26 protein-coding genes are annotated in these 25,977 nt (G+C 66.2%); 15 read left to right on the forward strand and 11 right to left on the reverse strand.

Annotation, left to right across the window (positions count from 1 at the left end):
- Positions 1–236 precede the first annotated feature (236 nt).
- The 4 genes from KY496_RS00930 (at position 237) to phbB (ending at position 3,527) form a co-directional block, all read left to right on the forward strand.
- On the forward strand, positions 237–983 hold the full coding sequence (locus tag KY496_RS00930; protein WP_219863444.1) for a glutathione peroxidase: 747 nt from the start codon (positions 237–239) through the stop codon (positions 981–983).
- 2 nt (positions 984–985) lie between these two features.
- A complete protein-coding gene (locus KY496_RS00935; protein ID WP_219863446.1) occupies positions 986–1,873 on the forward strand; it encodes a zinc-dependent peptidase in 888 nt (295 codons plus the stop codon).
- Positions 1,874–2,049: 176 nt separating this feature from the next.
- Positions 2,050–2,604 carry a hypothetical protein gene (locus KY496_RS00940; protein ID WP_219863449.1) on the forward strand — a complete coding sequence of 185 codons (555 nt, stop codon included), beginning with the start codon at positions 2,050–2,052 and terminating at the stop codon, positions 2,602–2,604.
- A gap of 158 nt (positions 2,605–2,762) precedes the next feature.
- Entirely contained in the window at positions 2,763–3,527 is a 765-nt protein-coding gene (gene phbB, locus KY496_RS00945) for an acetoacetyl-CoA reductase (RefSeq protein WP_219863450.1), read from the forward strand.
- Between the two features lie 47 nt (positions 3,528–3,574).
- Here phbB and KY496_RS00950 read toward each other — a convergent pair whose 3' ends face one another.
- Both KY496_RS00950 and KY496_RS00955 read right to left on the reverse strand, forming a co-directional pair.
- Positions 3,575–4,171: a hypothetical protein gene (locus KY496_RS00950; protein ID WP_219863452.1), complete on the reverse strand. Its 597-nt coding sequence runs from the start codon at positions 4,169–4,171 to the stop codon at positions 3,575–3,577.
- Between the two features lie 10 nt (positions 4,172–4,181).
- Positions 4,182–5,033 carry a hypothetical protein gene (locus tag KY496_RS00955; RefSeq protein WP_005671312.1) on the reverse strand — a complete coding sequence of 284 codons (852 nt, stop codon included), beginning with the start codon at positions 5,031–5,033 and terminating at the stop codon, positions 4,182–4,184.
- 361 nt (positions 5,034–5,394) lie between these two features.
- Between KY496_RS00955 and KY496_RS00960 the strand changes: the two genes are divergently transcribed.
- From KY496_RS00960 to KY496_RS00970, 3 genes are all read left to right on the forward strand, one after another.
- Positions 5,395–6,408, forward strand: coding sequence for an IS110 family transposase (locus KY496_RS00960; protein WP_005664362.1), 1,014 nt, complete (start codon positions 5,395–5,397; stop codon positions 6,406–6,408).
- A gap of 77 nt (positions 6,409–6,485) precedes the next feature.
- Positions 6,486–7,814 carry an IS4 family transposase gene (locus KY496_RS00965; protein WP_005667704.1) on the forward strand — a complete coding sequence of 443 codons (1,329 nt, stop codon included), beginning with the start codon at positions 6,486–6,488 and terminating at the stop codon, positions 7,812–7,814.
- Positions 7,815–8,407: 593 nt separating this feature from the next.
- Positions 8,408–9,421, forward strand: a complete 1,014-nt coding sequence (locus KY496_RS00970) for an IS110 family transposase (protein ID WP_005664362.1) — start codon at positions 8,408–8,410, stop codon at positions 9,419–9,421.
- Positions 9,422–9,433: 12 nt separating this feature from the next.
- Here KY496_RS00970 and KY496_RS00975 read toward each other — a convergent pair whose 3' ends face one another.
- Together KY496_RS00975 and KY496_RS00980 are read right to left on the reverse strand one after the other, a co-directional pair.
- Positions 9,434–10,798 (reverse strand): DEAD/DEAH box helicase, encoded by a 1,365-nt coding sequence (locus KY496_RS00975; RefSeq protein WP_071363375.1) that lies wholly within the window; start codon positions 10,796–10,798, stop codon positions 9,434–9,436.
- A 254-nt stretch (positions 10,799–11,052) separates the two neighbouring features.
- Positions 11,053–11,832: an inositol monophosphatase family protein gene (locus tag KY496_RS00980; RefSeq protein ID WP_040777633.1), complete on the reverse strand. Its 780-nt coding sequence runs from the start codon at positions 11,830–11,832 to the stop codon at positions 11,053–11,055.
- A 182-nt stretch (positions 11,833–12,014) separates the two neighbouring features.
- Here KY496_RS00980 and KY496_RS00985 point away from each other — a divergent pair, with 182 nt between their 5' ends.
- The 7 genes from KY496_RS00985 (at position 12,015) to KY496_RS01015 (ending at position 18,276) form a co-directional block, all read left to right on the forward strand.
- The gene (locus tag KY496_RS00985) at positions 12,015–12,776 is read left to right on the forward strand and encodes an RNA methyltransferase (RefSeq protein ID WP_219863453.1); all 762 of its coding nucleotides are present in this window, start codon (positions 12,015–12,017) and stop codon (positions 12,774–12,776) included.
- A gap of 47 nt (positions 12,777–12,823) precedes the next feature.
- Positions 12,824–13,357 (forward strand): hypothetical protein, encoded by a 534-nt coding sequence (locus KY496_RS00990; RefSeq protein WP_219863455.1) that lies wholly within the window; start codon positions 12,824–12,826, stop codon positions 13,355–13,357.
- A complete protein-coding gene (locus tag KY496_RS00995) occupies positions 13,354–14,973 on the forward strand; it encodes a GMC family oxidoreductase (RefSeq protein WP_219863456.1) in 1,620 nt (539 codons plus the stop codon). The genes KY496_RS00990 and KY496_RS00995 overlap by 4 nt, the downstream gene beginning before the upstream one ends.
- Positions 14,970–15,944 carry a triacylglycerol lipase gene (locus KY496_RS01000; RefSeq protein ID WP_219863458.1) on the forward strand — a complete coding sequence of 325 codons (975 nt, stop codon included), beginning with the start codon at positions 14,970–14,972 and terminating at the stop codon, positions 15,942–15,944. The genes KY496_RS00995 and KY496_RS01000 overlap by 4 nt, the downstream gene beginning before the upstream one ends.
- 75 nt (positions 15,945–16,019) lie before the next feature.
- The gene (locus KY496_RS01005; RefSeq protein WP_005669489.1) at positions 16,020–16,877 is read left to right on the forward strand and encodes a response regulator; all 858 of its coding nucleotides are present in this window, start codon (positions 16,020–16,022) and stop codon (positions 16,875–16,877) included.
- Between the two features lie 90 nt (positions 16,878–16,967).
- Positions 16,968–17,663: a TetR/AcrR family transcriptional regulator gene (locus tag KY496_RS01010; protein ID WP_005669491.1), complete on the forward strand. Its 696-nt coding sequence runs from the start codon at positions 16,968–16,970 to the stop codon at positions 17,661–17,663.
- Positions 17,664–17,673: 10 nt separating this feature from the next.
- Positions 17,674–18,276 (forward strand): TIGR00730 family Rossman fold protein, encoded by a 603-nt coding sequence (locus KY496_RS01015; RefSeq protein ID WP_219863460.1) that lies wholly within the window; start codon positions 17,674–17,676, stop codon positions 18,274–18,276.
- Here the strand turns inward: KY496_RS01015 and KY496_RS01020 are convergent.
- From KY496_RS01020 to KY496_RS01040, 5 genes are all read right to left on the reverse strand, one after another.
- Entirely contained in the window at positions 18,228–18,611 is a 384-nt protein-coding gene (locus KY496_RS01020) for a hypothetical protein (RefSeq protein ID WP_005669493.1), read from the reverse strand. The two genes, KY496_RS01015 and KY496_RS01020, sit on opposite strands and share 49 nt — an antisense overlap.
- Before the next feature lie 228 nt (positions 18,612–18,839).
- Positions 18,840–19,940, reverse strand: a complete 1,101-nt coding sequence (locus KY496_RS01025; RefSeq protein ID WP_005669495.1) for a diguanylate cyclase — start codon at positions 19,938–19,940, stop codon at positions 18,840–18,842.
- Entirely contained in the window at positions 19,937–22,660 is a 2,724-nt protein-coding gene (locus KY496_RS01030; protein WP_219863461.1) for an EAL domain-containing protein, read from the reverse strand. Before KY496_RS01030 ends, KY496_RS01025 begins: the two co-directional genes overlap by 4 nt.
- A 7-nt stretch (positions 22,661–22,667) precedes the next feature.
- On the reverse strand, positions 22,668–23,120 hold the full coding sequence (locus KY496_RS01035) for a hypothetical protein (protein WP_005669498.1): 453 nt from the start codon (positions 23,118–23,120) through the stop codon (positions 22,668–22,670).
- Positions 23,120–24,379 (reverse strand): hypothetical protein, encoded by a 1,260-nt coding sequence (locus KY496_RS01040; RefSeq protein WP_005669499.1) that lies wholly within the window; start codon positions 24,377–24,379, stop codon positions 23,120–23,122. Before KY496_RS01040 ends, KY496_RS01035 begins: the two co-directional genes overlap by 1 nt.
- 248 nt (positions 24,380–24,627) lie before the next feature.
- Here KY496_RS01040 and KY496_RS01045 point away from each other — a divergent pair, with 248 nt between their 5' ends.
- The gene (locus KY496_RS01045; protein WP_219863463.1) at positions 24,628–25,020 is read left to right on the forward strand and encodes a hypothetical protein; all 393 of its coding nucleotides are present in this window, start codon (positions 24,628–24,630) and stop codon (positions 25,018–25,020) included.
- On the opposite strand, the gene KY496_RS01050 is transcribed toward KY496_RS01045, so the two are convergent.
- Together KY496_RS01050 and KY496_RS01055 are read right to left on the reverse strand one after the other, a co-directional pair.
- Positions 25,017–25,532: a M48 family metallopeptidase gene (locus KY496_RS01050; RefSeq protein WP_005669502.1), complete on the reverse strand. Its 516-nt coding sequence runs from the start codon at positions 25,530–25,532 to the stop codon at positions 25,017–25,019. The two genes, KY496_RS01045 and KY496_RS01050, sit on opposite strands and share 4 nt — an antisense overlap.
- Before the next feature lie 79 nt (positions 25,533–25,611).
- Entirely contained in the window at positions 25,612–25,968 is a 357-nt protein-coding gene (locus KY496_RS01055; protein ID WP_005669504.1) for a KGG domain-containing protein, read from the reverse strand.
- Between the last annotated feature and the right edge of the window lie 9 nt (positions 25,969–25,977).

Below are 25,977 nucleotides of genomic sequence, written 5' to 3' on the forward strand. Positions count from 1 at the left end.
CGGGGCCGCTGCGGTAGAGACCCGCAACGGCTTCGGTTCGACGATCGCTGTCGTCATTTTTGCCGCGCTTCATGCGCGGCTTTGTTTTTTCTGCGCCCGCTTTTCACACGGGCTGCCGCGCAGGGCGATCCTGGTGACCAACTTATTGCAACTCCCGTGTTGAAAACCGGTCAATAATCCTCACTTGTCTGCCATGCCGCCGCTCAGCCGGCAGGATCAACCAGATAGGAGTGACGATGTTACCGAGTGCCGAATCGCTGGAAGGCAAAGCAGTCCCGAACGTGGTCTTCAAGGCCAGGCCCGACGACCAATGGCGTGACCTCAGTTCCGACGAGCTGTTCAAGGGGCGCACGGTCGTCGTGTTTTCCCTGCCGGGCGCCTTCACGCCAACCTGTTCCTCGACCCATTTGCCGCGCTATAACGAACTGGCGCCAGTGCTGCGTTCGCATGGCGTGGACGACATCCTGTGCGTCTCGGTCAACGATGCCTTCGTGATGAACCAGTGGAAGGCTGGCCAGGACGCGGCCAACATCACCGTCATCCCGGATGGCAACGGCGACTTCACCGAAGGCATGGGCATGCTGGTCGACAAGCGCGAACTGGGCTTCGGCCGCCGTTCGTGGCGTTATTCGATGCTGGTGCGCGACGGCGTGATCGACAAAATCTTCATCGAGCCGGAGCGTGACGGCGACCCGTTCGAGGTATCGGACGCCGATACGATGCTGGCCTATCTGGCGCCGGATGCCGAAGTGCCGGAACCGGTCGTCATGTTCTCGCGTCCCGGCTGCCCCCATTGCGCCCGCGCCAAGCAGGCGCTGCGCGACAACGACATCCACTACACCGATATCTCCGAAGACCAGAAGATCAACACCATCGTCCTGCGCGGCCTCACCGGCCGCATGACCTGGCCGCAAGTCTTCGTCGGCGGCGAGCTGATCGGCGGCGCCGACGAGGTGCAGGCCTGGCTGGCCGGCAAGGCTTGACCATGGAAGCCATCGCAGCCGGCGCGCTGGGCCTGGCCGTGCTGGCCGCGTGGCTGTGGCCGAAGTGGCGCCTGCGGCAGGCGCTGGCGCGGCCCTTGCCGGCCTCGCATGCGGCCATCCTGGCGCGTAATCTCGCCCAGTATGGGGCGATGGACGAGGGGCAGCGCCAGCGCCTGCAGCGCATGGTCCAGCAATTTCTCTACGAGAAGAAATTCGTCGGCTGCGCCGGCCTGGACGTCACCGACGAGATGCGGGTGACGATCGCGGGCCAGGCCTGCCTGCTGTTGCTGGGGCGGGTCGGCGATACGGGCAAGCCCGACATCTATCCCACGCTGGACCTGATCCTGGTCTATCCCGGCGCCTTCCTGGTACCGCGCAAGCAGGTCGACGTGTCCGGCGTGGTGACCGAGGAGCGCCAGGACTTGCTGGGCGAATCCTGGGGCGATGGCCGCGTGATCCTGTCCTGGGACCATGTGCGGCGCGCCGGCCATGCCGAATCGGCCGGCCACAACGTCGTGCTGCACGAATTCGCCCACCAGCTCGACAGCGAGTCGGGCAATACGAATGGCGCTCCCTACCTGGGTAGCAGCGAGCGCTACCGCAGCTGGTCCGAAGTGCTGTCGCGCGACTATGCCAACCTGCGCCAGGAGGCGATGTGGGGCACGCAGGGCGTGCTCGACCATTATGGCGCGACCAATCCGGCCGAGTTCTTCGCCGTGGCCACCGAGAGCTTCTTCGAGCAGCCGCACCAGCTGGCGGCGCAGCATCCGGCCCTGTACCAGGAATTCCTCAAGTATTACCGGATCGATCCACGTCAATGGCAGGGCGCTCCGCCGCCGCCGGCGCTGGAACCGCCGAGCTATGGGGTGGTCTATGGGCAGTGGCGCTAGCCGTGGCTGCGGGAGTGCTGTGTCGGTGGCAATGAGCAGCGTGCGATCGCGTACAGATCGGCGGGCGCGGGCCGCGTACGCTCGAGCTACTGTATTTGCCACTTGGTCGCCACTTATTGCCACTTATTGCCACTTACTTGCCACTTACTTGCCACGTTAATGGGGAGGAATCGCCGATGTCCACCATCATCGCAGGACGTTTCCAGCTTCAGGACGAGGTCGACCGTGCGCGCGACGCCCTGGTCGACGCCGGATTCGATGCCGACCGCATCAGCGGGTTCTACCTGAGCCAGCCTGGCCAGCACGATATGACGCCGATCGGCGGCGACCACATCCAGTCGCCCGGCGCCAAGGAAGCGCCCGAGGGCGTGGTAAAGGGCGTGGCCACCGGCGGCGCCGTCGGTGTGGCCGTGGGCGCCGCCACCTCACCCGTCACCGGGCCCCTAGGTCCGGTCGTCGGCGGGCTGGTGGGCGGCCACGTCGGCTCGCTGTTCAGCTTCAGCAAGATGAAAGAGCGGGGCGAACCCGAAGAGGGCGGCGAGAACGCCGTGCCGCCGCGTCCGGCGGGCATGCTGGTGGCGGTCGCCTTCGACGATGCCACGCTGCAGGCACGCGCCGTCGACTTGCTGCGCCAGCTGGGCGCCCACCACATCGAGCGCGCCCAGGGCAATATCGTCGGCGGCGATTGGGCCGATTTCGATCCCAGCAGCAGGCCCGACGTCATCGCCTGAACCTTGCGGAGCGGCGCACGGCGTTTGCCGTGCTGGTCGTTGCACAGGGGCTTTGCCCCATTCACACTTGATCCTAATCAACAACCTACTGTTGTCATATCCCTACACTCGGATGCTCGCAGTCGCGCCATCGGCGCCAACGAGAATAGGAGGACGACATGGCAGGAGACACGGTAGTACATGACACGCGGGTAGCCCTGGTGACGGGGGCGATGGGCGGGCTGGGCACGGCGCTGTGCCGGCGCCTGCATGCGGAAGGCTTCCTGGTGGCGGCGACCCATTCGCCGCAGAACGCGCGCCGCGACGCCTGGCTGGCTGGCCAGGAAGCGGACGGCATCAAGGTGCGGGCCTATGAGCTCGATGTCTCCAACGGCAATGCCTGCGAGAACGTCGTGCACCGGGTGCTGGGCGACCTCGGCCGCATCGACGTCCTGGTGAACAACGCCGGTATCACGCGCGACCGCAGCATGCGCAAGATGAGCCAGGAAGACTGGCATACGGTGATGGGCACCAATCTCGACAGCGTGTTCAATATGACCCGGCCGGTGCTCGAGGCGATGATCGCGCAGCGCTGGGGGCGCATCATCAATATCTCTTCGGTCAATGGCCAGCAAGGTGCTTTCGGCCAGGCCAATTACGCCGCGGCCAAGGCTGGCATGCATGGCTTCACCAAGTCACTGGCGCTGGAAATGGCGCGCCACGGCATCACGGTCAACACGGTCTCGCCCGGCTACCTGGACACCGCCATGGTCGAGAAAGTGCCGCAGGATGTGCTGCGCGAGCGCATCCTGCCGCAGATTCCCGTCGGCAGGCTCGGCAAGCCGGCGGAAGTGGCGGGGCTGGTGGCCTATCTGGCGTCGGACCTGGCGGGGTATCTGACCGGCGCCAATATTGCCATCAATGGCGGGCAGCATATGTATTGAAGTCAGGGTGGCCGCTCGTGGCGGCCACCTTGGCCGGCTGCCGCGGATCAGGCCGCGGCCGTCGGCGGCGTGAGCGCATCGAGGGTGGTGCTGTGCAGCTGGATTTTCTCGAGGGCCAGCACGATCGGCGTCGGCTGGCCGGCGGCGACGGCGCCGGCCAGCGACAGCAGGCCGCCGACGAGGCCGGTGACTTCGCCGATCACGCCGATGCGCCGGATCTTTTCGGCGGCCGCGGCGGTGAGGGCATTGAGCCGGCTTTGGGGCTGGTCCAGGCCCTGGATGACGAAGGCGGCGGCGTCGGCATACAAGGTGTTGGCGCGCTGGCGCAGCACCATTTCATCGTCCAATAAGCGGCGCATGGCGTCCTGCACCGGGGCGGGAACGCCGCGGTCGTCGTAGCTGCGGATTTCGCGCAGGATGCGTTCGTGCAGGCGGTCGGCGATGGTCGACAGGCCATCGGCCAGTTCGACCACCTGCTGCATGCTGGACAGGCCGCCGCCGGCACCGGGGGCAGTCTTGACGGCGGCGTCCCTGGCCTTGGCGGGTGGGGCGGCCTGGGCGCTTGCGGCCTGAGGTGGCATCGCGCCGTCCTGCGCGGCGCCCGCAGCCGACGGGCTGGTCTTGTCGTGTGATGGGTCCTGCATGACGTCCTCCTCAATCCCCGTTCAGCCCGTCGCGGATCGCGCGCAGGTCGCGCGCATAGTTGGCGAGCATGCGCCGCGTCTCGTCGCCTGTCAGCCTGTTCATGTTCTCGCGCATCTTCTGGTGGCCGAGCGCCACCTTGGTGAGTCCCTGCAGCGCCAGTTCATAGCGGCGGTCGATCAGCTTGTACTCGGTGGACTTGTTCAGGTAATGCACCTTGGCCAAGGTGACGAGCATGCGATCGGTATTGCGGTTCGAAAACGGCAGCTCTACATCGAAGATGCCGAGCACGGTCTTCTTCTCATTCTCGTTGGTCTTGTAATAGAGGCGGGTGAGCGAGATCATGGCATCGAGCAGCACCTGCACATCCGCATCGCCGTCGCGCACCATGGTCTCGACGCTGCGGTTCTGGTAACCCGAGGCGATCACGCGCGTGAGCAACCGGGTCATCCCCGTATACGCCGCCACATGCCGTTGCTGCAAGCCGGATTCGGCATTCGCCTTTAGCCCATTGCCCAGGTCATCGATCCGCTCCGACAAGTCGTAGCGCCCTTCGCCCGCGAGCAGGCTGAGCGTTTGCATGTACAAGACCAGCGTCTTCTGGATGGCGACGAAGTCGTCATAGACGGCGCGCCGCCGCACATCGTTCTCGCGCGCGATGCGTTCGGCCTGCGGCGACAGATAGGGCTGCTCGCGCTCGTAGGTATCGCGATACCGCCGCGACAATTCCGCATATCCACCCAGCTTGGCCGAGGCGTCCGCGAATTCGCGCACCTCCTGCAAGCTGACCGACCCATGCGAAGCGCAGCCACCGAGCAGCACGCCAAGCCCCAACACCAGCCCCACCGCAAGTCGACGCAGCATCGCGTATCCTCCCCGCCCGCCAGCCCGAAAACCCCATTCTTCCAAACCCGCACCTTCTCACCTTGCCAATTATCAATTCCCTCTCGTAATCCGACGGCCACCGCGCACAATGAGGGTCAGAGTCGAATTAAATGACAACTTCTAAAGTTATCAAACAATTCAACTCTCGTATATTGAAGGTGCCGCGGCGGAGCTGGTCTATGATGGCGACGAAGCGGTCGGGCGGAGTGATGCCGAACGACTCGAGTGCCGTTGAGCACGTGGGTCAGATAGGTGCCTCTGCCCGTTTCATTTTGTTAGTCCGAACGGTATCTTGGGCCATCGCACACGGCGTGGAGCCCGCATACGAGAGAGGCCAAAAATGAACACGACACGTAATGACGTGCTGGGAATCGATGTCAGCAAGAAGAAGCTAGACTTGGCCTTGCTGATCAATGGGAAGTTGAAGGCGAAGGTATTCGATAACACATCCGCAGGGCATCGTGCGCTGGTGGAGTGGTTACGTGACTCCAAAGCATCGCTGGCGACGCTGCACATCTGTATGGAGGCGACAGGTGTGTACTACGAGGCGATCGCCACGACGCTCCACGCTGAGGGATTCAAGGTCAGCGTGGTTAATCCAGCCTGTATCAAGGGCTTTGGATCGGGCGAGAACATCCGCAACAAGAATGACGAAATCGACGCTGCCTTGATCGCGCGTTATTGCGCGGCGATGAATCCGGAGCCTTGGGTTGCGCCGCCGCTTGAGCAGCGCCAGCTGCGTGCATGGACCTTGCGCGTGCAGTCCCTGAAGGACATTCGGCAGCAGGAACAGAACCGCATAGAAGCGCACATCGTGGCAGGCTTACAAGACGTTGCCGACAACGTCGCTGAGCACATCAAATGGCTTGATGCCGAGATTCGAAAGCTGCAGGATGATATCGACGATCACATTGATCGCCATCCAGGATTGAAGAACGATGCCGCACTCATCGCCAGTATCCCTGGGCTGGGGATGACGACGGTTGCCCGCATACTTGGCCATCTTGGCGACATTCGTCGCTTCAAAAACGCGAAAGCCTTCGCTGCCTTCCTGGGCGTCACACCCAAACAGCGAACCTCGGGCACGTCGCTCAAAGGCCGCACAATGCTCTGCAAAACCGGCAGCACATCGCTACGGGCAGCGCTTTTCATGCCCAGTATGGTCGCACGCCGACACAATCCAATCCTGCATCAATTCGCCGAACGCCTATTAGCGAACGGCATGGCCAAGCGAGCAGTGATCAGCGCTGTTACCCATAAGCTAGCGCATCTGATCTACGGCGTCGTTCGAACCGGCAAGCCATTTGACGCCAATTACCTTCACAAAAACCTTGCAATCCAAGACGGTATCTGACCCTAATGCCGCTAAGTTAACGATCTTTGCGGCATTTTTTCGTTGTAAACGTGGCTCAGAAATGTTAACTTTCGGCCATGCTTTCTGATGCCATCCCCCTCGTCATTGACCTACCTAATCCTCTTGAGTGGAGCCGCCTTGGCGAACATCTGCCCTACGAATGGGTGGAAGCTGCGTTAGTAGCGAACGATAAAGCGACTATCCGCTCTCGGCGGTTACCCGCGCAGCAGGTCGTCTGGCTAGTCATTGCTCTGGCGATCTATCGACACCGTTCCGTCAAGGACATTGTCGACTCGCTCGACCTGGCATTGCCCGAGTTGGCAGACCGTTGCATCACCTCCAGCGCGACAACGCAAGCTCGACAACGCTTGGGCTCCGAGCCGCTTGAATGGTTGTTTCACAAGTCGTCGCGGCAGTGGATTGCGCACGATGAAGCGCATTATCTGTTCAAGGGCTTGCATCTGCTTGCCATGGATGGCACGACATTGCGCCTGGCAGATAGCCCAGACAATCGCGAGCACTTTGGTTCTCAAATCTACCCCAACAACAAGGTTGCCAGCTATCCACAAGCACGCGGCGTGACCCTGATGATGATGGAAACCCAACTGATCCGTGATGCCCGTTTTGGACGCTACGACATCAGCGAAACGACGCATGCCCACTCTCTGCTCGAGAGCATTCCTGACGACTCGCTCACTGTGTTTGACCGAGGCTTTCTGTCAGCGCAACTACTATGCAATCTCGTCAACCATGGAACGAATCGACACTTCCTTGTTCCCGCCAAGAGCAACACCAAATGGACTCTAATCCTAGGCACGGACGACGATGGCATCGTGGAAATGATTGTCTCGCCTGCTGCACGCAAAAAAGATCCCGCTCTGCCAGAGACTTGGCGCGTGCGCGCCGTAAGAACACCGGATGACGGATCGGGAAAACAGCGGTACCTGCTTACGTCGCTGATGGATAGCAAGAAGTTCAAGGCGGTTGACTTGATTGCTTGTTATCTCCGACGCTGGCGTATCGAAACAAGTTATAGGGAACTGAAGCAGTCAATGATGGGCTCGGAGTTGACCCTGCGCAGCATGACGGTCAGCGGTACCGAGCAGGAAATCTGGGGGGCGATGATCGCTTATAACCTGATTCGCGTTGAGATCGCCAAGGCCGCGCTGGAAGCGAAATGCGAACCGACGAGCATCAGTTTTACTACTGCCCTGATGACCATCCAGAACGAGTTGATGATGACGGGCCCAGCAACAGCACAAGGGAGGATACCGGAGATGCTTAAGCGCTTACGTGGACGGTTGGTACTCGAACTGAAAGCGCAACGACCCGGACGAAAATTTGACCGCGTCGTTAAGGCAGTAGCTCAACGGTATCCAGAAAAACGGCTATCGAGAAAACCTTAACTTAGCGGCATTAAACTCTGACCCTCATTGTTGAGTAAGTTACTGATGGAATGCCTGCCCCAATACCTCTCTACCAGTAAATTTGATTAGGGCTATTGGTCAATAATTTGACTCTGACCCTCATTAATTCGAAGGCTGAAAATGATGCGGGGATAAGGTTTTAATGAAAACTGGCAGAAAAATTGGCGAGGTGAAGCGATATTCCCGAAAAGCGGGCGACTCAAGAGATTCTGGAGAACAAATTAATGAGGGTCAGAGTCGAATTAAATGACAACATTCGAAAGTTGTCACTTAATTCGACTCTGACCCTCATTATTGGGTAATAACTTGGATGAAACAAGTTGAGGGTTAAGTCGGAGAATTGGGTGGTGTGACAATCTTTCCCAATAATTCGACTCTCGTATATTGAAGGTGCCGCGGCGGAGCTGGTCTATGATGGCGACGAAGCGGTCGGGCGGAGTGATGCCGAACGACTCGAGTGCCGTTGAGCACGTGGGTCAGATAGGTGCCTCTGCCCGTTTCATTTTGTTAGTCCGAACGGTATCTTGGGCCATCGCACACGGCGTGGAGCCCGCATACGAGAGAGGCCAAAAATGAACACGACACGTAATGACGTGCTGGGAATCGATGTCAGCAAGAAGAAGCTAGACTTGGCCTTGCTGATCAATGGGAAGTTGAAGGCGAAGGTATTCGATAACACATCCGCAGGGCATCGTGCGCTGGTGGAGTGGTTACGTGACTCCAAAGCATCGCTGGCGACGCTGCACATCTGTATGGAGGCGACAGGTGTGTACTACGAGGCGATCGCCACGACGCTCCACGCTGAGGGATTCAAGGTCAGCGTGGTTAATCCAGCCTGTATCAAGGGCTTTGGATCGGGCGAGAACATCCGCAACAAGAATGACGAAATCGACGCTGCCTTGATCGCGCGTTATTGCGCGGCGATGAATCCGGAGCCTTGGGTTGCGCCGCCGCTTGAGCAGCGCCAGCTGCGTGCATGGACCTTGCGCGTGCAGTCCCTGAAGGACATTCGGCAGCAGGAACAGAACCGCATAGAAGCGCACATCGTGGCAGGCTTACAAGACGTTGCCGACAACGTCGCTGAGCACATCAAATGGCTTGATGCCGAGATTCGAAAGCTGCAGGATGATATCGACGATCACATTGATCGCCATCCAGGATTGAAGAACGATGCCGCACTCATCGCCAGTATCCCTGGGCTGGGGATGACGACGGTTGCCCGCATACTTGGCCATCTTGGCGACATTCGTCGCTTCAAAAACGCGAAAGCCTTCGCTGCCTTCCTGGGCGTCACACCCAAACAGCGAACCTCGGGCACGTCGCTCAAAGGCCGCACAATGCTCTGCAAAACCGGCAGCACATCGCTACGGGCAGCGCTTTTCATGCCCAGTATGGTCGCACGCCGACACAATCCAATCCTGCATCAATTCGCCGAACGCCTATTAGCGAACGGCATGGCCAAGCGAGCAGTGATCAGCGCTGTTACCCATAAGCTAGCGCATCTGATCTACGGCGTCGTTCGAACCGGCAAGCCATTTGACGCCAATTACCTTCACAAAAACCTTGCAATCCAAGACGGTATCTGACCCTCGGTGGGATTAGCGGTCGCGGCGGACGGCGGAGGCGGGGCGGGGGCCGCTGTGGCGCTTCGCGGCGGCGGCGGGGGCGCCGGTGCCGGGAGTGCGCGGTTTGCCGCCACCACTGCCGCCGCCACCACCACCGTGGCCACGGCCGCCGCCTGGACGGCCGCCGCGGTTCGCATGGCCCGGGGCGCCGCTGCGCAGCTGGATCGGTTGCGGCTTGGCGTTCAGGTCGGGCTCGAAGCCAGGGATCACTGCGCGCGGCAGGGTCTGCTTGATCAGCTTCTCGATGTCCTTCAGCATCTGGTGCTCGTCCACGCAGACCAGCGACACCGCCTCGCCCGTCGCGCCCGCACGGCCGGTACGGCCGATACGGTGCACATAGTCTTCCGGCACGTTCGGCAGGTCATAGTTCACCACGTGCGGCAGTTGGTCGATGTCGATGCCGCGCGCCGCGATGTCGGTGGCCACCAGCACTTGCAGGCTGCCATCCTTGAATTCCGACAGCGCCTTGGTGCGCGCCGACTGGCTCTTGTTGCCGTGGATCGCCATCGCGCCGATGCCGTCCTTGCCCAACTGTTCCACCAGCTTGTTGGCGCCATGCTTGGTGCGCGTAAATACCAGCACCTGGTGCCAGTTGTTCGACTTGATCAGGTGCGCCAGCATCGGGTGCTTCTTGTCGCGGTCCACCGGGTGGATTTTTTGCGCGATCACTTCCACGGTCGAGTTGCGGCGTGCGACCTCGATCGATTGCGGATTGTTCAGCAGGCGGTCGGCCAGCGCCTTGATGTCGTCCGAGAAGGTGGCCGAGAACAGCAGGTTCTGGCGCTTCGGCGGCAGCAGGGCCAGCACCTTGCGGATGTCGTGGATGAAGCCCATGTCCAGCATGCGGTCGGCTTCGTCCAGGATCAGGATTTCGATCTTCGACAGGTCGACCGTGCCCTGGCCCGCGTGGTCCAGCAGGCGGCCCGGGGTGGCGACCAGGATGTCGACGCCGTGCTTGAGCAGCTTGATCTGCGGATTGATGCCGACGCCGCCGAAAATCACGGCCGAATTCAGGTTCGTGTACTTGCCGTACAGGCGCACGCTTTCCTCGACCTGGGCCGCGAGTTCGCGGGTCGGGGTCAGCACCAGGGCGCGGATGGCGCGCGGCGCGGTCTTGTTGCGCTGGGCGGCGCCCACCGCGTCGTTCGACAGGCGGTGCAGGATCGGCAGGGTGAAGCCGGCGGTCTTGCCGGTGCCGGTCTGTGCGCCGGCCAGCAGGTCGCCGCCGTTCAGGACGGCGGGAATGGCCTGGCTCTGGATCGGCGTCGGGGCGGTATAACCTTGTTCGGTCACCGCGCGCACGATCGCGTCAGAGAGACCAAGTGAAGAGAATGACATAGATTTTTTCAGTAAAAAACGGCCCGTCGCCACAGTGGCGGCAAGTCCTGGAAATCGGATTGATGCGGGCGCGCAATCAAGCGCTCGCCCGGACGCTGCCGCGCGAGGCGGTCAGCAAGGATTATAGTGAAATTAGTTTCACCATAGAAAGTTTTTGCGCCATTACTATGTAATGTTTTGTAAGACGCCTGGAAAAGCAAACGGGCCACTGGCAAGCGCAGCCTGCCAGTGGCCCGACTAGTACGGCCGTTATTTTACGCGAAAGGCGAAAGCAGCGGGACCAGCGCGCCGAAAACCTTCGGGCCGGCGGCGATCACGTCGCCCTTGTTCAGGTATTCGGACTCGCCATTGAATTCGCCGACGATGCCGCCGGCTTCGGTCACCAGCAGGGCGCCGGCCGCGATATCCCAGACCTTGAGGCCTTTTTCGAAATAACCGTCGATGCGGCCGGCCGCGACGTTCGCCAGTTCCAGCGCCGCCGAACCGCCGCTGCGCACGCCGTGGCTGCGCGAGGCGACCACTTCGTACATGCGCAGGTATTCGGCCAGCGCGCGTGGGTCGGGACCGTGGCCCGCCGACAGCAGGGCGCGGCCGATGCGCTCGGTGCCGCGCACGCGGATGCGCTTGTCGTTGAGGTAGGCGCCGGCGCCCTTGGTTGCGGTGAACAGGTCGTTGCGGACCGGGTCGTAGACCAGACCGTTGGTGATCACGCCGCGCTGCTTGAGCGCGATCGAGATGCAGTAGTTGGGATAGCCGTGCAGGAAGTTGGTGGTGCCATCGATCGGGTCGATGATCCACACGAATTCACTCTCGTCGTTCAGGTTGCCGGATGCGCCGCTTTCTTCCGCCAGGATGGCGTGGGTCGGATAAGCCTTGAGCAGGGTCTCGACGATCGCTTGTTCCGCCGCCTGGTCGACGTCGGTGACGAAATCGTTGTGTTGCTTCTCAGAGACGACGATGCGATCGATATCGAAGGACGCGCGGTTGATGACGGTGGCGGCGCGGCGGGCGGCCTTGATGGCCGTGTTGAGCATTGGGTGCATGGAGGCTTTTCCGTGAAAAACGCGAACGCCCACTCACGCACCTGGGGGCGTCGTGAACGATCAGCTATTGAAGAGTGATTAAAGAGCAGGGCAGTGCCGAAACGGCTACAATCGCGGGCTTGTTCCCGTTATCACAAAAAACCGTCCGCACTGCGCGATGGTCGCTATTGTAAATGAACCCGACCCAAACCGACACTTCTCTTTTCAATCGCCTTCGCTTCGTGCTGGTCGAGACCAGCCGCGCCGGCAACGTCGGCTCGGTGGCGCGCGCCATGAAGACGATGGGGTTCAGCGACCTGGTGCTGGTCGCCCCCAGGTGCGAGAACCCGCTGACCGACCCGGAAGCGGTGGCCTTCGCCAGCGGCGCCATCGACGTCCTGGGCCAGGCCCGCATCGTCGCCGACGTCCAGCAGGCGCTGGACGGCTGCAACTTCGCCGCCGCCGTCTCGGCCCGCCTGCGTGAATTCTCGCCGCCGGTCTGGACCCCGCGCGCCTTCGCCGCGCACGCGGGCAGCCAGCCGGACCTGCGCCCGGCCATCGTGTTCGGCAACGAGCGGGTCGGCCTGCCGAACGGGATCGTCGAAGGCTGCAACGTCCTGATCAACATCCCGGCCAATCCCGATTACTCGTCGCTCAACCTGTCGCAGGCTGCCCAGGTGCTGGCCTATGAAGCGCGGCTGGCGGCGGTGGGCGACGGCGTCGAGGCGCGCGGCGTGGGCTTTCAGGGCGAGAGCGCCAGCGTCACGCAGGTGGACGGCATGTTCGCGCACCTGGAACAGGCCCTGGTGGCGATCGACTTCCTCGACGCCGACAACCCAAAGAAACTGATGCCGCGCCTGAAACGCCTGTTCGCGCGCTCCGGCCTCGAGACCGAAGAAGTCAACATCCTGCGCGGCATCGCCAGCGCGATCCTGAAGGCCAGGCCGCCTCGCTGAACCGTATCGTCCCGGTCCCTGCTTGGTGCATGTCGTACACTAGGGCCATGGCGAATCTTCCCCGCACCTCTCGCAGGACCTTCCTGGCCGTGGGTGGCCTGGCCGCGCTGGCGCTGGGCGCCGGCGGCGCCTGGTACCGCGCCACGCACACACCGGCAGCGCACCGCTTCGCCCTCGACGGCGAGGCGCGCGCCGCGCTGCACGCGATCGCGCCGGCCATCCTCGACGGCGCGCTGGCCCACGATCCCGGCCGCCGCGCGCGGCAGCTGACGAGCGCCATCGACGCCGTCGAAGCCGCCATCCGCGGCCTGCCGCAAGCCACGCAACAAGAGGTGCAGGATTTGTTCGGCCTGCTGGCCCTGCGCCCGGCGCGGCGCCTGCTCACCGGCGTGCCGACCGGCTGGGAGAGCGCCGACATCGGCCACGTCAGCGCCTTCCTGCAAGACTGGCGCGTGCACCGCTTTGGCATGATGCGCAGCGCCTACGGCGCGCTGCACGACCTGGTGCTGGGCGCCTGGTATGCCCAGCCGGCCAGCTGGGACGCCATCGGCTATCCCGGTCCGCCACGGGTGCCGGCATGACGGCCCGGATTCCCGATCCGATCGAGGCCGGCGTCAAGCGCGGCTGGCGCACGCTCGACGCCTCGACGCTCGAGCACGACCGCACGCTGGAAGCCGACGTGGTCATCGTCGGCAGCGGCGCCGGCGGCGCCATCAGCGCCGAGATCCTGGCCAGATCGGGCCTGTCGGTGATCGTGGTGGAAGAGGGGCCCCTCAAATCCTCGCGCGATTTCCGGATGCGCGAAGCCGACGCCTATCCCGACCTGTACCAGGAATCGGCCGCGCGCAAGACGGCCGACAAGGCCATCAACATCCTGCAGGGCCGCGCCGTCGGCGGCTCGACCACGGTCAACTGGACCTCGAGCTTTCGCACGCCCGAACCGACCCTGGCCTGGTGGCGCCGCCACTACGCCCTGGACCACGCCACGCCGGACGAGCTGGCGCCATGGTTCGCCATGGCCGAGCGCCGCACCGGCGTGGTCGACTGGCTGGTCGGTCCGAACGAGAACAACGACATCCTGCGCCGCGGCGCGGCAAAGCTCGGGATTGCGAGCGCCGCCATCCGCCGCAACGTGCAGGGCTGCTGGAACCTGGGCTACTGCGGCATGGGTTGTCCGACCAATGCCAAGCAGTCGATGCTGGTCACCAGCATCCCGGCGGCGCTCGACCACGGCGCCACCCTCGTCACGCGCGCCCGCGCCGAGCGCCTGCGGCTGCGCGGCGAGCAGGCCGAGGAACTGGTCTGCGCCGCGCTCGGCGCGGACGGCGTGCTGCCGAACGGGCGCCAGCTGCGCCTGCGCGCGCGCCACTTCGTGGTCGCGGGCGGCGCCATCAACACCCCGGCGCTGCTGCTGCGCTCGAAGGCGCCCGATCCCAGCGGCCAGCTGGGCAAGCGCACCTTCCTGCACCCGACCTTGATCTCGGCCGCCTTTTACGAAAAGCGGGTCGAGGGCTGGGCCGGGGCGCCGCAGAGCGTGTATTCCGACCACTTCCTGTCGCAGGGCCCGATCGACGGCCCGATGGGCTACAAGCTCGAGACACCGCCGTTGCACCCGCTGCTGGTGGCCACCATGATGAGCGGTTTCGGCGAGCAGCACGCGGCGGCGATGCGCGACTTCGCCCACCTGGGAGGCATGCTGGCGCTGCTGCGCGACGGCTTCCATGACGAGTCGCCGGGCGGCGTCGTGCGCCTGCGCGCAGACGGCAGCGGCGAGCTCGATTACGGCCTGAACGACTACCTGTGGGATGGCGCGCGCCGCGCGCTGCTGTCCATGGCCGAGATCCAGTTCGCGGCCGGCGCCCGCGCCGTGCAGCCGGCGCACGAGAAGGCCCAGCGCTACCGTTCCTGGGCCGAGGCGCGGCGCGAGATCGCGGCCCTGCCGCAGCGCGCCCACGTCACGCGCGTGGTCTCGGCCCATGCGATGGGCGGCTGCGCCATGAGCGGCGACGAGCGCCGCGGCGCGGTCGATCCCGCCGGCCGTTACCGTGGATTGGCGAACGTGTCGGTGCACGACGGCTCGCTGTTCCCGACCTCGCTCGGCGCCAATCCGCAGCTGACCATCTACGCCATCACGGCGCGCCTGGCGAGCGGCCTGGCGGCCAGCCTGACGGGCCGCCCGGCGGCGGCGCTGGCATGAGCTCGCGCACCCTGCTGCGGCTGATCCTGCTGGCGCAGGCGCTGGCGGCGTTCGCCATCGGCGCGGCCGGCATGCGTTGGCTCGGGTTGAAAGGCTGGCAGGCCGCCGCGCTGGGGCTGGGCAGCGTGGCGCTGGTGCGCCTGCTGATCAATGCCAACAACTTCCTGCTGGCGGCGCGCGCCGCCAGCCCGACGCCGCCCGCGTTCATGGTCGCGCCGGGCGCCGCCTTGCGCATGTTTTGGGAAGAGTTCAGCACCAGCATGCTGATGACCTCCTGGCACATGCCGCGCGCGCGGGCGTACACCCGCATCCATCCCGGCGGGGCGGCGCCGCCGGTGCTGCTGGTGCACGGCTACGGCTGCAACAGCGGCTACTGGGACCATCTGACGCCGCTGCTGGTTGCGGCGCGCATCAGCCACGCCACGCTCGACCTGGAGCCGCTGACCGGCGACATCGACGGCTATGCCGCGCGCATCGAAGAGGCGGCGCAGCGGCTGTGCGCGCAGGCCGGCGCGGCGCAACTGGTCGTGGTCGCGCACAGCATGGGCGGGCTGGCGGCGCGCGCCTGGATGCGCACCCATGGCGCGCAGCAGGTGGCGCGCCTGGTCACGCTCGGCACGCCGCACCACGGCACCTGCCTGGCCGCCTTTGGGCTGGGCATCAATGCGGGCCAGATGCGGCGCATGGGCGTGGCCGGGCCCGAATGCGCGTGGCTCGCCGCGCTTGCGGCTGGCGAAGCGCCCGAGGTGCGCGCGCGGATCGTCTCGATCTACAGCCACCACGACAACATCATCGCGCCGCAGACCTCGAGCGAACTGCCGGGCGCGCGCAACCTGGCGCTGGGTGGCGTGGGCCACGTGGCGCTCGGCCGCAACCCGCGCGTGCTGGCCATGGTCATGCGCGAAATCGAGGCCTTGCGTAGCGACCGTGTGGCGCCTGCCGCAACGCACCATCAGCATGGCATCCCTTAGCTGGCTCACGACTGGCTCACGGCGCCGCCGCCGCGTGGTAAAGTGGTCACAACATCGCATTCCCGGAGCGCCATCGTGGCCCGTATCCTCATCATCGAAGACAACCCAGCGAATATCGAGCTGATGTCGTTCCTGCTCGGCGCCTATGGACACACGCCGCTTTCCGCCGCCGACGGCCCGCGTGGCGTGGCCGCCGCGCGCAGCGAGCGCCCCGACCTGATCGCCTGCGATGTCAACCTGCCCGGCATGGATGGCTTCGCGGTGCTGGCCGCGCTCAAGACCGAGCCTTCGCTTGCCGGCGTGCCGATCCTGGCCGTGACCGCGCTGGCGATGGCGGGCGACCGCGAAAAGGTGCTGGCCGCCGGCTTCGACGGCTACGTCAGCAAGCCGATCGAACCGGAGAGCTTCGTCGCCGAGCTCGAAGCCTTCCTGGCTGCCGCGCCGGCCGCCGCGAGCGCGCCCGCAGTGCAGCCCGCAGTGCAGCCCGCAGTGCAGCCCGCGGCGGCGGCCCAGTCCGCGCCCGCGCCCAAGCCCGGCGCCGCGCCGGCGGAGCGCACGCTGCTGCTGGTCGACGACGACCGCTTCATGCTGGGCGTGCTGAACGACATGCTGGCCGGCCAGCCCTACCGCGTGCTGAGCGCCTGTTCGGGCGAAGAAGCGCTCGAGGTGCTCGACCACGAAGCGGTCGAGGTGATCCTGTGCGACCAGGCCATGCCCGGCATGCGCGGCACCGAAGTGCTGGCGCGCGCCGCCGAGCGTTATCCCAAGACCGTGCGCCTGATGCTGTCCGGCCAGCCCGACCTCACCGAGATCGAGGCGGCGATCGCGAGCGGCGTGGCCGACGACCACTACGTCAAGCCGCTGGGCGCGCGCACCCTGCGCGAACGGATCGACGAGGCCTTCCGCCTGCAGAGCCAGCGCGGCGCCGCCTGAACGGGGCGGGGCGATCGGGCCGATCGAAAGATTCATCGAACGACCGTTCGATGTTATCCTTGCGGGAATGCACTATTAACTTCGGCCTACATGCAACAAAAAGCCCCGCGCCGCACCCGTGAACGCATCCTCGAGCTCTCGCTCAAGCTGTTCAACGAGTTCGGCGAGCCCAATATCACGACGACCGTCATTGCCGAGGAGATGAATATCTCGCCCGGCAATCTGTATTACCATTTCCGCAACAAGGACGACATCGTCAATTCGATCTTCGTCCAGTTCGAAGCGGAGATCGAGCGCGTGCTCGCGGTGCCGGCCGGGCGTCGCTCGAACATGGAAGACGTGTGGCTGTACCTGCACCATATGTTCAAGCTGATCTGGCGCTACCGCTTCTTCTACCGCGACCTGAACGACCTGCTGTCGCGCAACCGCAAGCTCGAACTGCACTTCAAGGCCATCCACGCCCACAAGATCAAGGTCGCGCGCCAGCTGTGCGAAGACCTGCGCAGCGAAGGCTCGCTCGAGGCGTCCGACCAGCAGATCGGCGCGATGGCGACCAATATGGTGGTGGTGGCGACCTACTGGCTGTCGTTCGAGTACGTGCGCAATCCACGCAAGTACAGCGAGCAGCAGGCGATCGCCGACGCGCTCGCGCGCGGCTGCTACCAGGTGCTGTCGATGGTCGGCCCCTACCTGCGCGGCGAGACCCGGGTGCTGTTCGAAAAGCTGTCCGACGACTATCTCCAAAAACTGTCGGCCGACGCCAAGCCGGGCGCCGACTTCTTCTGAGGCTGACACGATGAAAACCCTGGCCGTGTATTGCGGCGCCGCGCATGGCGCCAACCCATTCTACGCCGACGCCGCGCGCGCCCTCGCGCGCGCCATGGTCGAGCACAATATCGCCCTGGTCTACGGTGGCGGCAAGGTCGGCCTGATGGGCGTGATCGCCGACGAAGTGCTGCGCCTCGGCGGAGAAGCCACCGGCGTGATCCCGCGCGCGCTGGTCGAGCGCGAGGTCGGCCACGCCGGCCTGACCCGCCTGTTCGTGGTCAAGGACATGCACGAGCGCAAGGCGATGATGTCGGACCTGTCGGAAGGCTTCATCGCCATGCCGGGCGGGATGGGCACCCTGGAAGAGCTGTTCGAGATGGTGACCTGGGCCCAGCTGGGCATCCATGCCAAGCCGATCGGCCTGCTGAACGTGAACGGCTTCTACGACGGCCTGCGCGCCTTCGTGCGCCACCAGGTGCAGGAAGGCTTCGTGCGGCCCGAGCACGAAGGCCTGATGGTGGCCGAGAGCGATCCCGATGAGTTGATCCGGCGCCTGCGCGCGGCGGCGCCGGCGCCGGCCGTTCAGGCCGCGGTCGAGGCCGACGCCGAGGCCAGGGGATTGCGCGGGTAAGCGCCGTAGCCGGCCAGCTCGCTCAGGAAGCCGCGCTCGAGATAGCCGGGAATCTTGTCGTACTCGGCCAGCACGCGGGCGCGGAACTCGGCGTGTTCATGCCAGCGCTCTGCCTCGATGCCGAAATGATTGACCGGGCAGCCCGACAGCGCCAGGCCCGGCCAGTGGCGCTCGAGCGTCATCAGGTAGCGCCGCATGGCGCAAGCCTTGCCGATCGCCAGCACGCTGCGCACGCTCGCCAGGTCCAGCTGCGCAGCCAGCGCGGCGCGGCCGAGCACCACGTTCTCTCCCGTATTGGTGGCCGCCGTTTCCAGCACCAGGGCCGACCGTGGCATCCCCAGTTCGACCAGGCGCGCGACACCAGCAGCACGCGGAACATGCCGCGCTCCCACAGGTCGTGGGCGGCGAGGCAGAATTCTTCCACGCCGTGGCGAGTGCCGAACAGCAGGCCGACGTCGCAGGCGCGCAGCGGCAGCTCGGGCATGACGTAGGCGGCGATGGCGGACAGGTCGGGGTGCATGCCCCGATTCTACCCCGACTTCAGCCCGTCCTTTGCGCGCAATTCAGGCCACCTCGATCCGGTCGCGTCCCGCGGCCTTGGCCCGGTACAGCGCCTTGTCGGCGCGGCTGATCGCGTCGGTGAACGGTTCGCCGGTGCGCCGTTCGGCCAGGCCCGCCGAAAAACTGATGCGGCGCTGCGGATCGAGTCCCTCGACCCGCAGCGCGTGCACGTGGTCGGCCATGCGCTCGAGCACCTGGCGCGCGTCGTGCGGCGCGGCGTCCGGCAACAGCAGCAGGAATTCCTCGCCGCCCCAGCGCGCCAGCGTGTCGTTCGCGCGCAGCGCGCCGCGCGCGGCGCCGGCGAATTCGCGCAGCACGGCGTCGCCCAGCGCGTGGCCGTGACGGTCGTTGACCTGCTTGAAGAAATCGATGTCGAGCAGGGCCACGCAGCTGCGCGCGCCGGGCGGCTGGCGCCGTTCCTCGGCGCTCAGGAGTTCGTTCATGTGGCGGCGGTTGGCCAGGGCCGTCAGTTCGTCGATCGTGGCCAGGGTGCGGATGGTCTCCAGGGCTTTTTCGAGTTCCTGCTTCTTGCGCTTCATGCGCCGGCGTAGCTTGGTCATTTCGCTTGACAGCAGGGCGGTGGACAGCAGGGCCGCCGCCATGTAGCCGAAGTTCATGGCCTCGACCTCGGGCGGGTGGCGCAGCGGGTCGGCGGCCTGCAGCCACCACATGACGGCGCCCATGCCGGCCAGCGCGACGGCCGACAGGAACATGGTCTGGCGCGGGCGCAGGGCGATGGCGCAGAAGGCGACGATCACCACCGTCATGCACAGCAGGGCGGCGCGCATCGGCCCGGCGATCGCATACGAGGCCATGCCGCAGCCGATCGCGAACAGCGACTGCAGCATCGCCAGCACCCCGGGCGCCAGGCGCAGCGCCGCGCTGAAGCGGATCAGCGCATAGAAGACCAGCGTGCCGCCGGCGGCGGCGATGGCCAGCGCCAGGGCCGGCGCCTGCGGCGTGTGGCCGGCCGCCACCTGGCAGGCCAGCAGCAGGATCCCGGCCAGGTACAGCAGGCTGGTGGCGATCCAGTAATTGAGCATGCGCCGCAGCGTGGGCTCGGCGCCGAGCAGGACGCTGGTGGTGTCGCGCACCGGCTTCATGCCGCGCTCCCGTGACTGTCGGCCAGCAGGCGCGCCAGCGCCTGGGCGGGCAGCGGGCGGCTGAACAGATAGCCCTGCATCTCGTCGCAGTCGTTGGCGCGCAGGAAGTCGCGCTGCTGCTCGGTCTCGACGCCCTCGGCGATCACGCGCAGGTTCAGTTTATGGCCGAGCGAGATCACGGCCAGCGCGATCGCCTGGTCGTCGGCGCGCTCGGCCAGGTCGGCCACGAACGACTTGTCGATCTTGAGGCGGCTGATCGGGAACGATTTCAGCGCCGACAGGCTCGAGTAGCCGGTGCCGAAATCGTCGATCGAGAGCGACACGCCCATGGCCTTCAGCTCGCGCATCTTGTCCACCGAGCGGCCCAGGTCGCGCATGATCAGGCTTTCGGTCACCTCGACCTCGAGGCCTTCGGGCGGCAGGCCGCTCGCGCGCAACGCGTCGGCGACGCGCTCGACCAGGCGCTTGTCCTCGAACTGGCGCGCCGAGACGTTGACCGACATGCTCACCGGCGGCAGGCCGGCGGCGCGCCAGGCGACGCTCTGGGCGCAGGCGGTGCGCAGCACCCATTCGCCGATCGGGACGATCAGGCCGCTCTCTTCGGCCAGGCCGATGAAGCGCTCGGGCGAGACCTGGCCCTGTTCCGGATGGCGCCAGCGGATCAGCGCCTCGACGCCGAACAGGCGCCCCGTGCGCAGGTCGACCTTGGGCTGGTACAGCAGCTCGAACTGGCAGGGGCCGGCGTGATCGGCGGCGCAGGTGTCGAGCGCGTCGCGCAAGCCTTCCAGCAGCACCAGCTTCTCGTCGATGCTGGCGTTCATCTCGCTGGCGTAGAACTGGACGTTGTCGTTGCCCAGCTCCTTGGCGCGGTACATGGCGACGTCGGCGTGCATCATGAGGGCGTTGGCGTCGACGCCGTCGCGCGGATAGAAGGTCACGCCGATGCTGCAGCTGACCTGCACTTCCTGGCCCTCGACCAGCACCGGCTCGGTGACCGCCTGGCGCACCCGTTCCAGCAGCGGCGCGATGGACGCCGGCTCGCCCGCCAGGGCCGGCAGCAGGATCACGAACTCGTCGCCGCCGAAGCGCGCCAGCGTGTCGCCCGCGCCCAGGCAGCGCGCCATGCGCGCGCCGACCACCTTCAGCAGGGCGTCGCCGGCGTTGTGGCCGAGGGCGTCGTTGACCAGCTTGAAGCCGTCGAGGTCGATGAAGGCCAGGCCCACCGCGCCGCCGTCGCTGGCGGCGGCGCCGATCGCCTGTTCCAGGCGCTCGCGCAGCAGGCTGCGGTTGGGCAGGCCGGTCAGGTCGTCATGGTGGGCCAGGTGGCGGATGCGTCCTTCGGCCAGCTTGCGTTCGGTGATGTCGCGCACGATCACCACCACGCCGCCCTCGACCGCGACCGCCTGGCGGTACAGCCAGCGCTCGCCTTGCGGGAGCGCGCGCGCCAGCCATTCGGTTTCGTGCGTGACGCCGCTCAGCGCCACCGCGGCCAGGTCGGCGAAGATGCCGGCGCTGAAGGCCCCGGGCAGCATCACCGACATGCGCTGGCCGGCGAGCTGCTCCTTGCCGAGGCCGGTGAGCTGCTCGGCGCGGCTGTTGGTGGTGACGATGGTGAAGTCGGCCACGCGTCCGCGCGGATCCATGATGCTGCGCAGGACGAAGAAGGCGTCCGGGCTGGCCTCGGACGCGGCGGCATAGGTTTCATGGGCCTGGCGCTCGCGCCGGCGCGCCTTGGCCAGCTGCCAGGACCAGGCGCTGACCAGGATCACCACGGCCACCAGCAGGGCGCTGCCGGCGCCGACGCCCAGCAGCCAGGCGCGCCGCTGCTGGCGAAAGCGCGCCATCTGTTCGCTTTCCGACAGGCCGGCCACCGCCAGCAGCGGGAAGCCGCCCAGCGGCCGGCTGGTGGTGTAGCGCGTCTCGCCATCGATGCGGCAGGCGCGCAGGCCGACCATGTCGGTGGGGCCGGGCGCGTACGACTGGCCCCACGAGACCTGTTCGCCGACGCGCAGCGCGCGCACCACGCCGTCGTTGCCGACCAGGCCGAGCAGGCCGCGTTCGCCCTGGCGCGAGCGTTCGTACGAGCTGGTGAAATAGGCCGGGTCGACCGCGACCACCGCCACGCCGGCGAAGCGGCCGGCGGCGTCGTCGATGCGGCGCGTGAAATGCAGGTGCGGCTCGGCGGCGCCGGGATGGGTGATGGCCTGGCTCACATAGGCTTGGTCGTGCCGGCTGTGGCGGTGGAACTCGAAGTAGCTGGCGCCGGCCAGGTCGCGCGGGCCGACGTCCGGATTGCTGGCCACCACGCGCCCGTGGCTGTCGGTGATCTCGACCTGGAACACCAGTCCGGGCGGCAGCAGGCCCTTGGCCGCCAGCGCCGGCAGCGCGCCGGCCGGTCCGTTCTGCTCGACCGCGTATTTCAGCACGCGCAGGGTCTGGTCGATGTTGCTCAGGCTGCGCGCCATCTGCGCCTCGTAGGTGTCGAGCAGCTCGTGGGTGGCGTCGCGCGCCGCGGCGGCGGCGGCGCGGCGCTCGGCCTCGATCACGTGCAGGGTGCCGAACCACATGGCGCCGAGCAGGCACAGGGCGAACAGCGGCAGCGAGATGTGGGTCTCGAGCGCGAGGGCGAGCCAGCGCGCGGGCGCGCCGCGCCGCGCCTGCGCGCGGGGAGCGGCAGATGCAGCCGGCGCGGCCGGCGTGGTGGAGGCGAGCGTGTTCATCGCGACCTCACGGCAGCACCAGCACGGCGCGCACCGAGGCGTCGAGCGCATCGCGCCCGATATAGCCGATCATTGCCGGATTCTCGGCCACCAGGCGGCGCACGCCGGCGTCGCCGCTGGCTTCGCGCGGCGGCTGGCCGCGGCCGGTGAACACCATCTTCGACCAGTGCGCCTTGAGCAGGGCCGGCGTCTTGCCGGTGAGTTCACGGTAGAAGCTGTCGCGCTGCGACGCGCCGAGCTGCTGGTCGACGGCGACCGCCTGGGTGCCGTCCGGGAAGCGGCTGGCATGGCCGAGGAAGATCGCGGCCACCTGGTCGGCATTGATGGCCGCCACCTGGCTGCGGCTGGAGACCACCACCACCAGTTCGGCCGACGCGTTGGCGCAGGCCAGGCCGAGGACGAGGCCGAGGGTGGCGGGCAGGCGCCGCCAGGATGGCAGGGAGCGGGAAAGCGCGCGCATCAGAACACGAAGTCCATGGCCACGCTGCCGACGTGCAGCGCACGGTCGGGACGCAGGTCGGGCTGGTTGTTGATCAGGGTGCCGCGCGAGCCTTCGCGCGGACGCACCCGCTCGAGCTGCAGCTTGAGCGCGATATTGGTCGCCGCATCCCAGCGCAGTCCCGCGCTCCAGGTGGACTGCACCGGGATCGCCGCCAGGAAGCCGTTCAGGCCGGCGTTGATCCGGCCAGCCGCCGCGGCCAGCGGCGGCGCCAAGCCTTCCAGCGGCAGTCCGGGATCGCGGGTCGGGACGTCGGCGCGCACCTGGGCGTAGCCGGCATACGGCGTCAGCGCGCCGCGGCGCAGGCCCGCGCCGACATACATCGAGGTGCCGCCGCCCAGCAGCGAATCGGTGCGGGTGCGCCCGCACTCGGCCGTCACGAACCACGCGCCCGGATCGACACTGACGCCGATGCTGACCATGGAGACGCGCTTGTTCCTGATCTCGTAGCGGTCGGCCAGCGCTTCGCCGGCCGGCCCGAAGCCCCGCAGCACCGCGAACAGGTCTTCTCCGATGGCGGTGTTCAGGCGCCCGCTGGCGGCCGACAGGCGCGCGCTGAGGGCGCCGCGTTCGATGCTGTGCGACAGGCCGACGATGTCCTCGGCCTTGATGCGCAGCCCGTTGCGCAGGTCCTGGTTGGTGCGGCCGGCGAATACCTGGGTGGCGTGCAGCACCGGGCCCGTGCTCCAGCGCCAGGTGGCGTCGAGGCCGTCGCTGCTGGAAATCGGCAGGGAACCGTAGACTTCGACCGGGGTGCGCACCCAGGGGATCGTGTAGCCGACCTTGCGCGATTCGGCGCCGAGGAAGACGGGCAGGGCGATGCGGCCGGCGCGCACTGCCAGGTCGGGCGTGAGCTGGTATTTCACATTCGCCCATTCGAGCTGGGGCGTATAGCTGCCGTCCAGCCGCTGCTCGCTGATCACCTGCAGCACGCCCGACCAGGCGCCAAGATTGACGTCGAGCTGGGCGCCGAGGCGGCTGTCGACGTCGGGACTCCAGGCCCGCGTATGGCCGGCGCCGTGGGCGCGCAGCACCGAGGCGGTGAAGTCGGCGCTGCGCGAGCTCGAATACACCGCGCCCAGCGTGCCGAAGCCGGACAGCCTCCATACGGGCGCGGCCGGCTCGCCCGGCGCGTCGGCGCCGCTGGCGTGGGAGGACAGGATGGCGAGCGCGCACGTTGCGAACGCGGCGGACAGGCGCTTGGTATGTTGCTGAACCATGTGATATGAGTGGCCGGAGGCGGAGGAAGGCCTCGGGATGCGGCAATTCCGAGTGTGATGACTGTATCGGAGCCGGTGCGTGAAGTCGAGTGACCGGCGGTTTGAAATGTGTTTGGACGAAACGTTCGTTGTTGCAGGGCAACGATGGCGGCTGGCTGCGGTCGCCATGGTCATCGGGAAGGCATGCTGTGTAAAAACAGGCTACGATGACAGGATGGCATGTCGCCACGCTTTCCTGAAAGGTTGGTATGAAGCGTCTATCGATCATCCTCGCAACCCTGGTCGTGACCGCATCCGCGGCGACACCGGCGCTGGCCGCGGACGAGGCGTTCTGCACCTCGATGTGCGCCTCCGAGCAGCGCGAATGCCGCGCCAGCGCCCAGGCGCTGCCGCTGGAGCAGCGGCTGACCGGGTCGACTGCGGAATACCGCAACCCGTTGGCGCGCACCGCTCAGGGCGCGGTGCCGGGCCAGGCGACCCGCGCGCTCGATGCCGCCGGCGACAACGGGCGCCGGATGGCGCGCCTTGGCGCCTGCGACACGGCGCTCCAGCGCTGCACGCGCAGTTGCGCCGCGCAGCCGGATGGCGCGCAGAGGTCGCCGCTGCGGCAGCCGCCGGTGTCGCCAGCGCAGTCGAGCTAGTCGCCGCTCCACAAGCGCTCGCCGGACAGGTCGAGCCAGGTCAGGTACAGGCGCACGTCGAACTCGAGCTGGTGGTAGTCCGGCTCCATCCAGCAGCACAATTTGTAGAACGCCTTGTCGTGTTCTTTTTCTTTCAGGTGCGCCAGTTCGTGCACGGCGATCATGCGCAGGAAGGGCAGCGGCGCGTCGCGGAACAGGCTGGCAATGCGGATCTCGTGCTTGGCCTTCAGGCGCGAACCCTGGACCCGCGAAATGGCGGTGTGCAGGCCCAGCGCGTGCTGGATCACCTGGATCTTGCTGTCGAAAGCGACTTTCGAGACCGGCGCGGCCTGGCGCAGGTAATCGTCCTTGAGATCTTGCACATAGTCGTACAGGGCGCGGTCGGTGCGGATGCCGTGCGGCTCGGGATAGCGCCTGCGCAAGGTGTCGCCAAGGCGGTTCTGTTCGATCAGCCCGCTGACCTGGGCTTGCAGGGTGTCCGGGTAGGCGGTCAGGTATTTCAGGGTAGGCATAAGCCCGGCAATGTACCACAGGGGCAGGCCCGTCGCTTGGGCCGCGCCGGGACCGCCCCGTAGTCGACAGCCAGCCGCGCTAGCTTTCTTCTCCCTGGCGATTGCCCTTTTGCGACGAGGCAGCCGCCGCGGCCGCGGCGGCTGCCGCGCGCTGGGCCGATTGCCGGCTTTCGCCGCCCTTGCGGCCGATGTCGGCCATATGGGCCCGGTTGCGGCTCACGGCTTCGCCGCCCTTCTGGCCGGCGCGGCGCGCTTCTTCGGAATCGAATTCGTGCGCCGTGCCTTTCTGGTGGGCCGCCTGGCCCCCCTTGCTGGCGATCTCGCGCTGCTGGTTCTGGTCCATCGCCGCGAAGCCGCGCTTGGCGGGCGGCCCGCTCTTCTGGGCACTGCCCTGACTGCTGCTGCTCTTTCCTCCGTTCTCCTTGCTGGTCGCCATGTCGATCTC

It is taken from the genome of Massilia sp. NP310, assembly GCF_019443485.1.
GTDB classification, from domain to species: Bacteria; Pseudomonadota; Gammaproteobacteria; order Burkholderiales; family Burkholderiaceae_D; genus Telluria; species Telluria timonae.